Source organism: Hyphomicrobium album (assembly GCF_009708035.1).
GTDB lineage: Bacteria > Pseudomonadota > Alphaproteobacteria > Rhizobiales > Hyphomicrobiaceae > Hyphomicrobium_A > Hyphomicrobium_A album.
This window is the reverse complement of sequence record NZ_WMBQ01000001.1, coordinates 1,632,848-1,647,096: the sequence shown is the minus strand read 5'-3', so window position 1 is coordinate 1,647,096 and position 14,249 is coordinate 1,632,848. Positions and strand designations below refer to the sequence as shown.

Sequence of the window (14,249 nt, the reverse complement as noted above, 5' to 3'; positions counted from 1 at the left end):
AGGCGTAGACTGTGCTGAGGCGGATCGTCTGGCTGCTCATCGCTTTTCCTGTCGGGCTCTTGCTCGTCACGCTCGCGGTGGTCAATCGCCACGAAGTACGCCTCGTGCTCGATCCCTTTCGCCCTGAGGCGCCGGTCGTCTCCCTGGCTATGCCGTTCTACGCCTACCTGTTCATTGCGCTGCTCATCGGCGTGCTGGTCGGCGGCACGGCGATGTGGCTCAGCCAGGCGCGGTGGCGCAAACATGCGCGCCATCAGGGCCGCGCGGCGACGCGATGGCATGCGGAGGCCGATCGTCTCACGCGCGAGCGCGACGCCGCTGTCGCCGCGGGTCCCCACGCCCCGACGCGCCCGCGCCTTGCAGCTACCGGCACCTGAGGCGTGACTGCGCCGTCACCGGCGATCCGGCGACACTATATGTAGACTGACAGCCGATGTCGCATCCGCGCGGGTGAGCCCGCCCCAACGATCTCGCACTAGGCAATGACCACCGAAGTCAAAATCTGCGGACTACGCAGCGAGCCGGCGCTCGACGCCGCGCTTGCGGGCGGCGCCGACTACGTTGGCTTCGTGTTCTATCCGCGCAGCCCGCGCAACATCGAGCCTGCCGCGGCGCGCGCTCTGGCCGACAAGGCGCGCGGCCGCGCCAAGATCGTTGCCCTGCTCGTCGATCCCGACGATGCGCTGCTCGATGACGTGATCGCTACCGTGGCCCCGGATATCGTCCAGCTGCATGGCGCCGAGACGCCGGGACGTGTGGATGAGATCGCTCGTCGCTTCGGCAAGCCGGTGATGAAAGCGGTGGCCATCGCGACGGCCGACGACGTGGCCGCAGCGCTCGAATATACCGGGCACGCCGACCGTATCCTGTTCGACGCCAAGCCGGTCCCCGGCGAAGCGCTCCCCGGCGGCAACGGCATAGCCTTCGACTGGCAGGCGCTTGCCGGGCTTGAGGGCCGCGTCGATTTCATGCTCGCCGGCGGCCTCACCCCCGGCAACGTCGGCGAAGCCATCCGGCTCACGGGTGCGCGCGCCGTCGATGTCTCGTCCGGCGTCGAAAGCCGCCCGGGCGAAAAAGACCCCGACCTCATCCGCCGCTTTATTCAGGCGGCAAAGATCGTTAAGCAGACCACCTGACGACCGCCCCGCGTACGGCACGGCCGCAAAGGATCATCATGGCGACGGCGACAGACAAGGCGAAGGACGCCAAGCTCAACACGTTCCGCGGCGGCCCCGACGAGCGCGGCCACTTCGGCATTTTCGGCGGCCGCTTCGTCGCCGAGACGCTGATGCCGCTGATCCTCGACCTGGAAAAGGCCTACGCCGACGCCAAGGCCGACCCGAAATTCCACGCCGAGCTCACCCATCTCAACAAGCATTATTCGGGACGCCCGAGCCCGCTCTATTTCGCCGAGCGCCTGACCGAACATTTCGGCGGCGCCAAGGTCTACTTCAAGCGCGACGAGCTCAATCACACGGGCAGCCACAAGATCAACAACTGCCTCGGCCAGATCCTGCTTGCCAGGCGCATGGGCAAGACGCGCATCATCGCCGAGACGGGCGCCGGTCAGCACGGCGTCGCCGTCGCCACCGTGTGCGCGCGCTTCGGGCTGCCGTGCGAGATCTTCATGGGCGCCACCGACGTGCAGCGGCAGAAGCCGAACGTCGCGCGCATGCACATGCTCAAGGCCAAGGTCAATCCGGTGACCAGCGGTGCCGGCACGCTGAAAGATGCGATGAACGAGGCGCTGCGCGATTGGGTCACCAACGTGCACGACACCTATTACATCATCGGCACGGCCGCCGGCCCGCATCCCTATCCGGAGCTGGTACGCGACTTCCAGTCGATCATCGGCAAGGAAGTGCGCGAGCAGATGCAGGAGGCCGAGGGCCGCTTGCCGGATACGCTCGTCGCCTGCATCGGCGGCGGCTCCAACGCCATCGGGCTGTTCCATCCGTTTCTCGACGACGAGAGCGTCAAGATCTACGGCGTCGAGGCCGGCGGGCACGGCATCGACGTGGAGAACGGCCATGCCGCCTCGATGACCGGCGGGCGCCCCGGCGTGCTGCACGGCAACCGCACATATCTTCTGCAAGACAAAGAGGGGCAGATCCTCGAGGGCCACTCGATATCGGCCGGCCTCGACTATCCGGGCGTCGGCCCCGAGCATTCTTGGCTGCGCGACACCGGCCGCGTCACGTATGTGCCGGCAACCGACAAAGAAGCGCTCGATGCGTTCCAGCTCTGCGCGCAGCGCGAGGGCATCATCCCGGCGCTCGAGCCGGCGCATGCGCTCGCCTACGTCCGCAAGCTCGCGCCGACTCTACCCAAGGACAACTTGCTGGTAATGAACATGTGCGGGCGCGGCGACAAGGACGTGTTCGCCGTCGCCGGCTATCTCGGCATGGAAATTTGATCAACGGCATGAGCAAAGAGACGCGCATCGATCGCCGCTTCGCCAAGCTGAAGCGTGACGGCCGCCCCGGCCTCGTCACCTTCGTCACTGCCGGCGACCCCGATTTTGTAACATCGAAGAAGATTCTCTTGGGGCTGCCGCAAGCCGGCGCCGACGTGATCGAGCTCGGCATGCCGTTCTCCGATCCGATGGCCGACGGCCCCGCTATTCAGGCCGCATCGCTGCGTGCGCTGAAGTCGGGGCAGAAGATGCGCGACACGCTGGCGCTCGTGGCCGAGTTCCGCAAAACCGATAACGACACGCCCATCGTGCTGATGGGGTACTACAACCCGATCTACGTCTATCCAGGCCCCGCGTTTCTTGCCGATGCGGTTGCGGCCGGTGTCGACGGACTGATCGTGGTCGACCTGCCACCCGAAGCGGACGACGAGCTATGCATTCCCGCCGCCCAAGCAGGTCTCAACTTCATCCGCCTGGCAACGCCCACGACCGACGCCAAGCGCCTGCCAACAGTGCTGCGTAACACCTCTGGGTTCCTCTACTATGTGTCGATAACCGGCATTACCGGTGCCGCTGCGCCTGATGTTAACAGTGTTCACACTCAGGTCCGGCGCATAAAGGCGGCCACGGCCCTTCCCGTGGCGGTCGGTTTCGGCGTAAAAAGTCCTGACCAAGCGAAGGCGCTGGGCGAGGTCGCCGACGCAGTCGTGGTCGGCTCGGCCCTCGTGGGCGCGATCGAGAAGAGTCTCGGCGCCGACGGCCGCTCCACTAGTAAGACGGTCCCGGCTGTCCTAGATTTGGTCGGCTCTCTGGCTGCCGCGCTGCGGGCCGCCTGAGCTCACCTGAAGCCGCAGTTAACCGCTTTAATTGCCGCAGTGCGGCAAGGCGCGAGAAAGCGCCATATTAGGGGGTCTTTCGGTCCCTGTTGTTAGGGATCGAGACCCATGAATGACAAGGCAAGCATCGCCGCCCGGTCCGGCCAAGTTGTCGAGAGGCGCAGAGCGTGAACTGGATTAACAACGTCGTCCGGCCGAAGATTCGCAGCTTCCTGACGACGAAGCGCGAGGTTCCGGACAATCTCTGGATCAAGTGCCCAGAGACGGGTCAGATGGTCTTTTACAAGGACCTCGAGGCCAATCAGTTCGTTGTGCCGGGGTCCAACTACCACATGCGCATGGGCGCCGACGTGCGCCTGCAGCACCTCTTCGATGGCGGCCACTACGATCGCGTCCCGGTCCCGCCTGTTGCACAAGATCCGCTGAAATTCCGCGACGGCCGCCGTTATTCCGAGCGCCTCAAGGACGCCAAGGCGAACACCGAGATGGAAGACGCCGTGCTCGTCGCCGACGGCAAGCTCGACGGACAAGCTATCGTCGCGGCCGCTCAGGACTTTCGTTTCATGGCCGGCTCGCTCGGCATGGCCGCGGGCGAGGCGGTGATCGCGGGCATGACGCGCGCCGCGGAAAAGAAATCGCCTTTCATCCTGTTCGCCGCTTCGGGTGGCGCGCGCATGCAGGAGGGCATCCTGTCGCTGATGCAGATGCCGCGCACGACCATCGCCGTGCAGCGCCTGCGCGAAGCGAAACTCCCCTACATCGTCGTGCTGACCGACCCGACCACCGGCGGCGTGACTGCGTCCTACGCCATGCTGGGCGACATCCACATTGCCGAGCCGGGCGCGCTCATCTGCTTCGCCGGGCCGCGCGTCATCCAGCAGACGATCCGCGAGCAGCTACCCGAAGGCTTCCAGCGCGCCGAGTACCTCCTGGCGCACGGCATGATCGACATGGTCGTGCACCGCCACCAGCTGCGCGAGACGCTGAGCCGCCTCTGCCACCTGCTCATGAACGAGCGGCCGGTGAAGACCGTCGACAAGAAGAAGCTCAACGGCAAGACGCACACCACAAACGGCAGCGGCGTCGAAGCCAATCTGATCGGCTCGCGCAACGGCTCGACCCCGGCGATAGAGCCGGAAATCGTCGGTCCCGAAGAGCGCTTCGATCCGGCGCGCATCGAGCATCACGAGCGCCAGCACGATGATGACGAGGACGTGCCGGCAACGCGCTCGCAGCGCCCAAAAGACAGACACTGATGCTCCGCAGCGTTCCATTGCCGCTTCCCGCGCGGTCCTCGATCGGCGGGCGCCTCCCGCTATCGCGGCCGACGCTGCGAGCGTAGCGGCGGGAGGCCGGCATGCCGACGAGCGCCAAGCTCCTCGCCGAGATGAAATTGCTCCATCCGCAGCTGATCGACCTATCGCTCGGCCGCGTCGAGCGTCTGCTGGACAAGCTCGGCAGTCCGCACACGAAGCTGCCGCCCGTCGTGCACGTCGCCGGCACCAACGGCAAGGGATCGGTCACCGCGTATCTAAAGGCGATGTTGGAAGCCTCCGGCGCGCGCGTGCACGTCTATACCTCGCCGCATCTGGTGCGCTTCCACGAGCGCATCGAGCTCGCTGGCGCGAGTGGCAAGTCGCTGCCCATCGGCGAGGAGACGCTCGTCGACATACTGACGCGCACGCAGGCAACGAACGGCAGCGACGACGTCACCCAGTTTGAGATCACCACTGCCGCGGCGTTCCTCGCCTTCGCCGAGCAGCCGGCCGACGTGCTGCTGCTCGAGGTGGGGCTCGGCGGCAGGCTCGACGCGACCAACGTCGTCGACCGCCCGGTGCTCGACGTCATCACGCCCGTCTCGCTCGATCATTCCGAAAAGCTCGGCGCCACGCTGGCCAAGATCGCGTTCGAGAAGGCGGGCATCCTCCGCTCCGGCGTGCCGGCGATCGTTTCGCAGCAGGAACCCGAGGCCGAGGACGTCATCCGTTCCGAGGCGTTGCGCGTCGGCGCGCCGCTCATCGTGTGGGGCGAGCACTTCGATGCCTACGAGCAGCGCGGGCGCCTGGTCGTACAGTCCGAGGAACTACTGCTCGACCTGCCTCTGCCATCGCTCATCGGCCGCCACCAGGTAGTCAACGCCGGCACCGCCGTCGCCGCCGCCTTGCGTCTCGGTCAGAGCCTGCCGCAACTCGGCCTCGGCGAGCGCGCCATCGAGCAGGGTCTCACAGCGGCGCGCTGGCCGGCACGCATGCAGCGTCTCGACGCCGGTCCGCTCCCGTCCCTGTTGCGGCCCGGCGCGGAGCTGTGGCTCGACGGGGGGCACAACCCTGCCGCCGGGCGCGCGCTCGCCCAGACCATGGCCGATCTGGAAGAGCGCTCGCCCAAGCCGCTACACCTCATAGTCGGCATGATGGGGCTGAAGGATGCCGGCGGTTTTCTCTCGGCCTTCCGCGGGCTCGCCAGCCACGTCGTCACCGTGCCCATCCCCGGTGCACACGAGGCGCCGCACGCACCCGAGACGCTCGCCGAGACGGCCCGCGAGGTCGGGCTCAAGGCGGAGAGCGCCACCGATGTCGCGGCCGCGTTGAAGCGCACCGATGCCTACGAGCCGGGGCCGAAGCGCATCCTCATCTGCGGCTCGCTCTACCTCGCCGGCCATGTCCTCGGCCTGCAGGAAGGCGTCGAGCCTCAGGCCAATTAGGGCTGCTAGGCTCCGCCGCCAAGATTCCACACTCAGTGCGACCTGTAACGCGGGTAACAGCCCGCGTTGCCGGTCCGCGTCTATTTGGGCGGCCGAATTTGCAACGAGCCGGAACATGTCTGCCCATTTTGAGGACGCCCGCGCACTGCCCGACCTGCGGCGCGCGCTGGCCCGCCCCAACCACGAGATCGAGCGCGATCCGAGCGACTCCGACGCCTATGTCGAGCGCGGCGCCGTGTACGAGAGCGCCGGCGACTGGGGGCGGGCGCTGCTCGACTACGCACGCGCCATCGAGGTCGATCCCGCCAACGTCGAGGCGCGCTTTTCGCGCGGCTACGCCCGTCTGATGCTCAGTGACTGGGAGGCCGCCGCCGCCGATTTCACCACGGTTTCCGTAGACGAGCCGGAGCGGCATCATGCGATTTACCTGCGTGCACACTGCTACGACTCGTGGGCCAAGCCCGACCTCGCCATCGCCGATTTTACCAAAGTCCTGCAGATGGTCCCCGAGCACGTGCACGCGCTCCTCGGCCGCGCCAGCGTTTACGAAAGCCTGGGCCGAACCGACGACGCATTCGCCGACTACGATGCGGCGCTGGCGATCGACGTGGGGCTCGCCGCCGCCTATTGCGGCCGCGGGCGCCTCTGGCGCGAGCGCGGCGATCTGGACCGCTCCATCGAGGAGCACACGCTGGCCCTGCGTATAGATCCGAAGACGATAAACGCTCTGAACGGCCGCGCGATTGCGAACGACCTGAAGGGCAACTTTCATCTGTCGTTCCCCGACTACGAGCGCGCCTTGGCGATCGATCCGGACAGCGCCTTTACCTACAACAATCGCGGCTACGCATTCCAGCTCATGGGCGACGACGACCGGGCACTCGCCGACTATTCGCGCGCGATTGATATCGAGCCCGTCTCTCCCATCTCCTATCTGAACCGCGCCGGCGTGCACTATCGGCGCGACGACTACGCCCGGGCGACCGAAGACTTCACCAAAGCCACCGAACTACCGCTGATCGAAGCAAAGCTCGGCAATGCCTTCGGCGGCCGCGCCAACTGCTGGCTGATGCTAAGCGAGTGGGATAAGGCGCTCGCCGATTACACGCGCGCCATCGAGCTGAACCCCGACTATGTCGACAACTACCGCTATCGCTCGCAGCTCTACGAGCACAAAGACGACTCCACCGCCGCGATTGCCGACCTCGATCGCGCCATCGCCATCGCCGGTGGCGACGCCGATCTCTTCAAGCGGCGTGCGTACATCTATAATTCGCTGGGTGACAGGCGGCGCGCCCTGTCGGATATCGACACCGCCATCGGCATGGATCCGAAGGATGCCGAGCTGTTTATCGGCCGCGGCATCATAAATCTGTGCCTTATGCGCCTCCGGTCGGCCGTCGCCGACCTGTGGTGCGCCTGGAAGCTCCTTTGAGCTAAGCGCGGTCGACGAAGCTGTCGACGACGCGCTTGCGGCCCGCCTCGTCGAACTCGATGGTCAGCTTGTTGCCGTCTACGTCGGTCACCGTGCCGGTGCCGAACTTCTGGTGCGTGACCCGCTCGCCGCGCTTGTAGCTCGCCTGCTCGCTGGACGAGGCGACAAGCTCGCCCTCGATGGTCTGCGGCCCGCGCTTTTTGCGCTGGTCCGCCGGGTTCCACTTCGTCGGTTGCTCACGCGTGCGCTCCTGCGCCCGCTGCCAGCCGGGCGTGTCGTAGTGGCCCTCGAACGGCTCGGCCTCATCGAAGCGGCTGCGGCCGTAGCCGGCGCGGCCGAACGTGCCGCCAAAATTCTGATACGCGCCACCGAACGGCATCTTCGCTTCCGCTACCTCGACGTGCGCCTCGGGTAGCTCGTCGACGAAGCGCGACGGAAGCGCCGACTGATAGAGCCCGCGGTTGCGCCGGTTCTGCGCGAACGACACCTTGGCGATGCGCTTGGCGCGCGTCAGCCCGACATAGGCGAGGCGCCGCTCCTCCTCCAGACCCGCCTGCCCGCTCTCGTCGAGCGAGCGCTGGTGCGGAAAGAGACCCTCCTCCCAGCCGGGCAGGTAGACGACCTCGAACTCGAGGCCCTTGGCGCCGTGCAGAGTCATCAGCGATACGCGCTGGCCGTCACCCGCCTGGTCGACGTCCATGACGAGGCTGACGTGCTCGAGGAAGCCCTCGAGCGATTCGAACTCGTGCATGAAGCGCACAAGCTCCTTGAGGTTCTCCAGCCGCGATTGCGCCTGCGGGCTCTTGTCCGCCTGCCACATCGCCGTGTAGCCGGACTCATCGAGGATCAGCTCGGCCAGCTCGGTGTGCTTCATGTGGCGGATATGGCCGCGCCAGCGCTCGAAGCTCGCCAGGAGATCGGTAAGCGACTTGCGGGCCTTGCCCGGTAGCTCCTCGGTTTCGACGATGAGCTGCGCCGCCTGGTACATCGGGATCGAGCGCGCCCGCCCCAGCTCGTGCACGCGCTTGACCGACGTGTCGCCGAGGCCGCGCTTCGGGACGTTGACGACGCGCTCGAACTTCAGGTCGTTCGCCGGATTGGCAGTTATCTCGAGATAGGCGATCGCGTCCTTGATTTCCTGGCGCTCATAGAAGCGCGGACCACCGATGACCCGATACGGCAGGCCGAGCGTGATGAAGCGATCCTCGAAGGCGCGCATCTGGAACGAGGCGCGCACCAAGATCGCCACCTCGTTGAGCGGCTGATTGGAGCGCTTCTGCATCGCCTCGATGTCGTCGCCGATGCTGCGCGCTTCCTCCTCGTCGTCCCACACCGCCGTGACCGTCACCTTCGTGCCGTGCTCGCCGTCGGTAAACAGCGTCTTGCCGAGGCGCCCCTGATTGGCCGAGATGAGCCCGGCGGCGGCGCCGAGGATGTGGCCGGTCGAACGGTAGTTGCGTTCGAGCCGAATGACGCGCGCCCCGGGGAAATCCTTCTCGAAGCGCAAGATGTTGTCGACCTCCGCGCCGCGCCAGCCGTAGATCGACTGGTCGTCGTCGCCGACGCAGCAGATGTTGGGCGAGCCCTGCGCCAACAGCCGCAGCCACAAATATTGGGCGACGTTGGTGTCCTGGTACTCGTCGACGAGGATGTAGCGGAAACGGCGCTGATAGTCGGCGAGCACGTCGGGGTGGTCGGCAAAGAGGCGGATGTTCTCCAGCAGCAGATCGCCGAAATCGCAGGCATTGAGCTCCTTTAGGCGGCGCTGATAGGCGGCATAGAGCTGCGCGCCCTTGCCGGCGGCAAAGCCAAACGCCTCTCCCGCCGGTACCTTTTCGGGTACCAGTCCGCGATTCTTCCATCCGTCGATCAGCCCGGCGAGCTGGCGTGCCGGCCAGCGGTCCTTGTCGAGGCCTTCCACCTCGATCACCTGCTTCAACAGGCGGATCTGGTCGTCGGTGTCGAGGATGGTGAAACCGGATTTCAGCCCGACGAGCTCCGCATGCCGGCGCAGGATCTTGACGCCAATCGAGTGGAACGTGCCGAGCCACGGCATGCCCTCGACTGCTCCGCCGACCAAAAGGCCGACGCGCTCCTTCATCTCCCGTGCCGCCTTGTTGGTGAAGGTGACGGACAGAACCTGGCCGGGGAAGGCGCGGTGCGTCGCCAGGATGTGGGCGATGCGCGTCGTCAGCACCCGCGTCTTTCCGGTTCCGGCGCCGGCGAGCACCAGCACCGGACCGTCGAGCGCTTCCACCGCCGCCCGTTGCTCAGGATTGAGCCCGTCGAGGTAGGGCGTGGGCGTGGTCGCTGGCGCGGCGCCCTGCAGGGCGCGCGCCGAGATCGACTGGCGCGCGGGGTGGGCCGGCGGCAGATCGAACGGCGGATCATCATCATTGCTTACGGGCGGGCTGCCCGCCGACTCTGCCGGTACCTGCGGACGCCCCGCGGGCGGCAGGTCAAACGGGAGTTCGTCCGCGTCCTCCGGTGGAGCCGCGTTCGCCAAATGTTTTCCGCTTTGCGCCATGCTTCCGAACTATAACACCCGGCCCCGCGCGGCAACGGTTGCGCTGCCTCCGCCCACACCCAGATATGGGGTTCGCAGCGGCCAAATGAACGCCCGGCGGCGGCCCGCGGAGACGCCAAAATCTCCCGCGTTGCCGCCATTTTTCTGTTGCTAGGCCGTGAAATCGTCCTTCCATCGTGATCAAGACGAGGCAAAGCGAATAAGCTAGAGTGCGCCGCGATCGAAGCGGGTGGCAGATGACGAGGCTGATCAGCCCGTTGCCGCGAATGGACGACATAAATTAGGGGCATGCCGGCGGGGCGCTGTCGCGTCATCAACGCCGCGATTTCTGGCAGAGAGGGCCGAATGCCGTTCGGGCCCCTGAAAGGTTAGATGAATAACGGGCTTCTTTATATTGCGGGGCTGATCTCGCTGGCCCTCGCGGCGCTGTTTGCCGTTCCCTATTTCATCGACTGGAACGGCTATCGCGGCGTGTTCGAGGAGGAGGCGACACGCATTCTCGGGCGCGAAGTCCGTGTCGGCGGCGACGTCAACGTGCGCCTGCTGCCGTCGCCCTACGTGAGCTTTGAGAAGTTGCGCATCGCCGACCCGTCCGGCACCACCGGCGAGCCGTTCTTCCGCGCCGAAAGCTTCACGATGCGCCTCTCCGCGCCGCCGCTCCTGAAAGGCATCATCGAGGCCAACGAGATCGTACTGGAAAAGCCGGTGCTGCGCCTCGCGGTCGATTCCGAAGGCGCCGGTAACTGGCGCAGCTTTTCCGTCGCGGCCGGGTCGCTGCCGTTCGTTCCTGCGGGCGTGACCCTGCAATCGGTCAAGATCGCCGACGGGACGGTGGCCTTCCACGGTCCGCGCGGCATCGGCTTCGCCGAGCTCGGCGGCCTCAACGGCGAGTTGAAGGCCGAATCGATTCAAGGACCGTTCGCGTTCAAGGGAACGACCAACTGGCGCGAAACCGAGCGCGAGGTGCGCATCGCCACCGGCACCACCGAGGCCGACGGCAGCATCCGCTTCAAGGCGACGGTTCGCGCAACTTCAGGCAACTCCGGAACGTACGCTCTCGATGGACGGCTTGAGGACCTCAAGGGCCGTCCGCGCATCGACGGCGAGATAACCGCCAAGGTGGAGCTCGCGTCGGAAACGTTCGCGGCGGCTGCGGAGCCTGCTCCCGCCGGTGTACGCGGCAAGAAGGAAGCGCCGCTTATCGACTTCAAGGCGCGCGTCGCCGGCGATGCAAAGGGCTTGCGCGTCGACGGCATCACGCTTTCCTTCGAGCACGTCGGCCAACCCCAGCTCATTGCCGGCTCGGCGACGGCGGAGTGGCAGGACAATCTCAATGTCGAGATGGCCTTGTCGTCGCGCTGGCTAGATCTCGACAAGGTGGCGACATCGCGCGAGAGCGCCGGCAGTCCGTTCGATACGGCGCGCAATTTCATCTCGGCGATGATGGAGGCGCTACCCAAGAATGCCGACAGCAAGGTCGCCTTCGACCTCGACCAGGCAACCCTCGGCGGCGACGCGGTCAGCAACATCAAACTCGAGGTCGCGCGCAAGCAGGGCGCGCTGCTGCTCAACAATCTGCGCGCCGGGCTGCCCGGCGGCGCCAAGCTGGCCATGGACGGCGCGGTCGCCGACGCTGCGACCGGGCAGGCTTTCAGCGGCGACCTGACCCTGCACGGGACGAGCCTTGCACGCTTCCTCGATTGGGCGACGAAGGACAAGGCGCTGGCGGAGGAGCTCCGCAACGATGGCCCCTTCTCGCTGCAAGGGCGCCTCGCTATGAGTGAGCGCGGCATCGACCTAACCGACGCGGGTGCCGAATTCGGCGGTCGGCCGATCACCGGTGAAATGCGTTACGCCAAGAAGGAGCGGCCGCGCCTTTCGGTGTCCCTGGAAGGCGCGGAAATCGAAGCGGGGGAGTTCTGGCCCACGGGCGTCGGTGCGTTCAAGCGCATCGTGGCGGGCGGGAGCGAAGCGCCGGGCGAGGCAAAGTTCGCCTGGCTCGATCCCAATACGACCGACCTGCACCTGCGGGTGCGCACCGGACAGCTCGTTGCTGGGCAAAGTCACTTGCGGGACGTCGACCTCGACGTCGGCATCGAGCAGGGGCGCCTCAGTCTGCGCGCTGGCAAGTTCGCCACCGAGGACGGCCTAAGCGTCGAGTTGCAAGGCGACGTCGCCGACGCTCTCAAGAGTCCGCGCGGGGCGGTCCAGTGGGTCGTCGCGGCGCCAACGCGTGAGACCTTTGCCACGCTGGTCGGTTTGTTCGACCTTCCCGAGGATGCGCGCCGCAAGGCGGACGCGTTCGCAACGCTTGCGCCCATGCGCGTCGCCGGCAGCTTGCAGCTCGGCGTGCGCAAGCCGGGTGCGGGCGACATTGCCGCCGACGGCCGGGTGCAGAACGGTGGCCGGCTCGTTGCCAGCGCGCTGCTCGATGGTGGCCTCGGTAATTGGCGTGCGGCCCCGGCAGATATCACGCTGACGATCGACAGCACCGACGTGGCGCCCATCGTCGCCAGCTTCGGCGCTCGCGGTTCGGGCGCACCGAGTGCGGCTGGCGCACCCCAACCCGGCGAGGTTTTCTTCAAGGCCGTCGGCACGCCTTCCAAGGGCATGACGGCGACCGCATCGGCCCAGGCCACCGGCCTGTTCTTCGGCTACGATGGCCGCATCACGCTCCCGGACGATGGCAGCCGCGCGTTCGACGGCGATCTGCGCATCTCGGCGCGCGCGCTGAGCGACGCGATGTCGGTCGCCGGCTTGGGCAGCGGTGCCGCGTTGAGCGAGACGCCGGTGGTGGGCACGCTCAAGCTCAGCTCCGCCAATCACGCCACCGAGCTGACACCGCAGGGTCTCAGCATCGGCGGCAGCAAGATCGACGGCAGCGTCGCCCTCTCCTACCCGAGCGAGGGGCCGGCTATCGTCACCGGTGATGTTTCTGTCGATGCCGCGTCGATCCCTTCGTTGCTCGGCATGGTTCTGGACCGCAAGCAGGTGGCCGAAGCGCCGGGCGCCGAGCCGCTTGCAGCCGGAAAGACGATCTGGCCGGAGCACGGTTTCGACTTTGCCGCGCTCGATGGCGTCGAAGGCAAGCTCAACGTCAACTTCGGCAGCCTCGTCCTGACCGATCGCATGCACATCCCCAACGCGCGTGCCGAAGTGGCGCTGGCGCCAGGCAAGGTCTCCATCGGCAAGCTCGAAGGGAAGGTGCTGGGAGGCAATCTCGCCGCTAACGTCGTCATTGAGCGGGCCCCGGGCGGCGCCAGCCTCAGCGGCGATCTAGCCATCGATGGCATGCAAATCCGCCAGACGGGCGCGGCGGGTGCGGACGCGGCGGCTCAGGCGTCGCTGTCGCTTCAGTTCACTGGTCGCGGATCGACGCCGGGAGCGCTCGTTTCCGTGGCGGCCGGCAAGGGCGAGCTGAAGCTCGGCGAGCTGAGCCTGCACGTGCCGACGCCGCTGGCCGTGGTCTCGACGTCCGAGGCGGTGTTGAGTGGCGGCGCCGGAGGCACCGGTGAGCAGCTCGTCACGGCACTGCGCGCGCAGATCGAGGCCAGCGAGGTCGCTGTCGGGCCGCGCACCATCCCCATCGACATTGCCGACGGTGCCGCCAAGCTGGCGCTCTTTGCCCTCGATTCACAGGCCGGGACGACGAAGGTCGAAACCACGGTCGACCTCGCATCGCTGGTCGTCGACAGCGCCTGGATCGTCGAACCGCGCGCCCCCGACGTGCCGCAGGCCGATAGGCCGCGCGGCGGCGCGCTGCCGAGCATCGGCGTCGTCTATACCGGACCGCTCGCCAATGCCTGGGCGCTCGACTCGCGCATCACCGCCGAGCCGCTTGAGCGCGAGCTCGCCATCCGCCGCATGGAGCTCGATGCCGACCAGCTCGAGCGCCTGCGCGATGCCGACTCCGAACGCGCGCGGCGTGACGAGGAGCGTCGCCGCGCCCTTGAATCCGATGACAGCGCGGCGCCGCCACCCGGTGCTCCGGTGCCGGTGGCGCCGGCCCCACAGGCCGCACCGATGTCCGGTGCGCTGCCGTCGGCCGACGCGGTGCCACTCGATCCGGCAGCGCCCTCGAGCGCCTCCGCAGCGCCGGCCATTCCGCCGAGCAGCGCCAGCGCGCCAGGGCTCGTCGTGCCGCCGGCCCCCGGGCAGGAAGGCCAAACATTCGGTGCAGCGCCCGTCGATCCCGCCACGGGGCTACCTGCGGAACCCGGCAGCACAACGCCGCAAGCAACCGGCACGGGCGTGTACCGGCCGCGGCGCCCGCCGGAGCGACAGCTGCAGGTTCGCGACCAGGTGATGCGCAACCTCAACCCGTCCAACTAGCC

At 67.0% G+C, this 14,249-nt stretch carries 9 protein-coding genes; 8 read left to right on the top strand and 1 reads right to left on the bottom strand.

Annotated elements, in window-relative coordinates:
• The first annotated feature begins 11 nt into the window (after positions 1-11).
• The 7 genes from GIW81_RS07975 (at position 12) to GIW81_RS07945 (ending at position 7,388) form a co-directional block, all read left to right on the top strand.
• A complete protein-coding gene (locus GIW81_RS07975; protein ID WP_324614934.1) occupies positions 12-377 on the top strand; it encodes a hypothetical protein in 366 nt (121 codons plus the stop codon).
• Between the two features lie 105 nt (positions 378-482).
• On the top strand, positions 483-1,136 hold the full coding sequence (locus tag GIW81_RS07970; protein ID WP_154738716.1) for a phosphoribosylanthranilate isomerase: 654 nt from the start codon (positions 483-485) through the stop codon (positions 1,134-1,136).
• A gap of 38 nt (positions 1,137-1,174) precedes the next feature.
• Positions 1,175-2,416, top strand: coding sequence for a tryptophan synthase subunit beta (trpB, locus tag GIW81_RS07965; RefSeq protein ID WP_154738715.1), 1,242 nt, complete (start codon positions 1,175-1,177; stop codon positions 2,414-2,416).
• 8 nt (positions 2,417-2,424) lie between these two features.
• Positions 2,425-3,252: a tryptophan synthase subunit alpha gene (gene trpA / locus GIW81_RS07960; protein WP_154738714.1), complete on the top strand. Its 828-nt coding sequence runs from the start codon at positions 2,425-2,427 to the stop codon at positions 3,250-3,252.
• Positions 3,253-3,419: 167 nt separating this feature from the next.
• Positions 3,420-4,508 carry an acetyl-CoA carboxylase, carboxyltransferase subunit beta gene (gene accD / locus GIW81_RS07955; RefSeq protein WP_324614933.1) on the top strand — a complete coding sequence of 363 codons (1,089 nt, stop codon included), beginning with the start codon at positions 3,420-3,422 and terminating at the stop codon, positions 4,506-4,508.
• Between the two features lie 101 nt (positions 4,509-4,609).
• Complete coding sequence (locus GIW81_RS07950) at positions 4,610-5,953, top strand: bifunctional folylpolyglutamate synthase/dihydrofolate synthase (protein WP_229309115.1); 1,344 nt, start codon at positions 4,610-4,612, stop codon at positions 5,951-5,953.
• Positions 5,954-6,068: 115 nt separating this feature from the next.
• The gene (locus GIW81_RS07945; protein WP_195930458.1) at positions 6,069-7,388 is read left to right on the top strand and encodes a tetratricopeptide repeat protein; all 1,320 of its coding nucleotides are present in this window, start codon (positions 6,069-6,071) and stop codon (positions 7,386-7,388) included.
• Between the two features lies 1 nt (position 7,389).
• Here GIW81_RS07945 and GIW81_RS07940 read toward each other — a convergent pair whose 3' ends face one another.
• Complete coding sequence (locus GIW81_RS07940; protein ID WP_407658194.1) at positions 7,390-9,846, bottom strand: ATP-dependent helicase; 2,457 nt, start codon at positions 9,844-9,846, stop codon at positions 7,390-7,392.
• 441 nt (positions 9,847-10,287) lie between these two features.
• Between GIW81_RS07940 and GIW81_RS07935 the strand changes: the two genes are divergently transcribed.
• Positions 10,288-14,247, top strand: coding sequence for an AsmA family protein (locus tag GIW81_RS07935; protein WP_154738711.1), 3,960 nt, complete (start codon positions 10,288-10,290; stop codon positions 14,245-14,247).
• Positions 14,248-14,249: the final 2 nt, after the last annotated feature.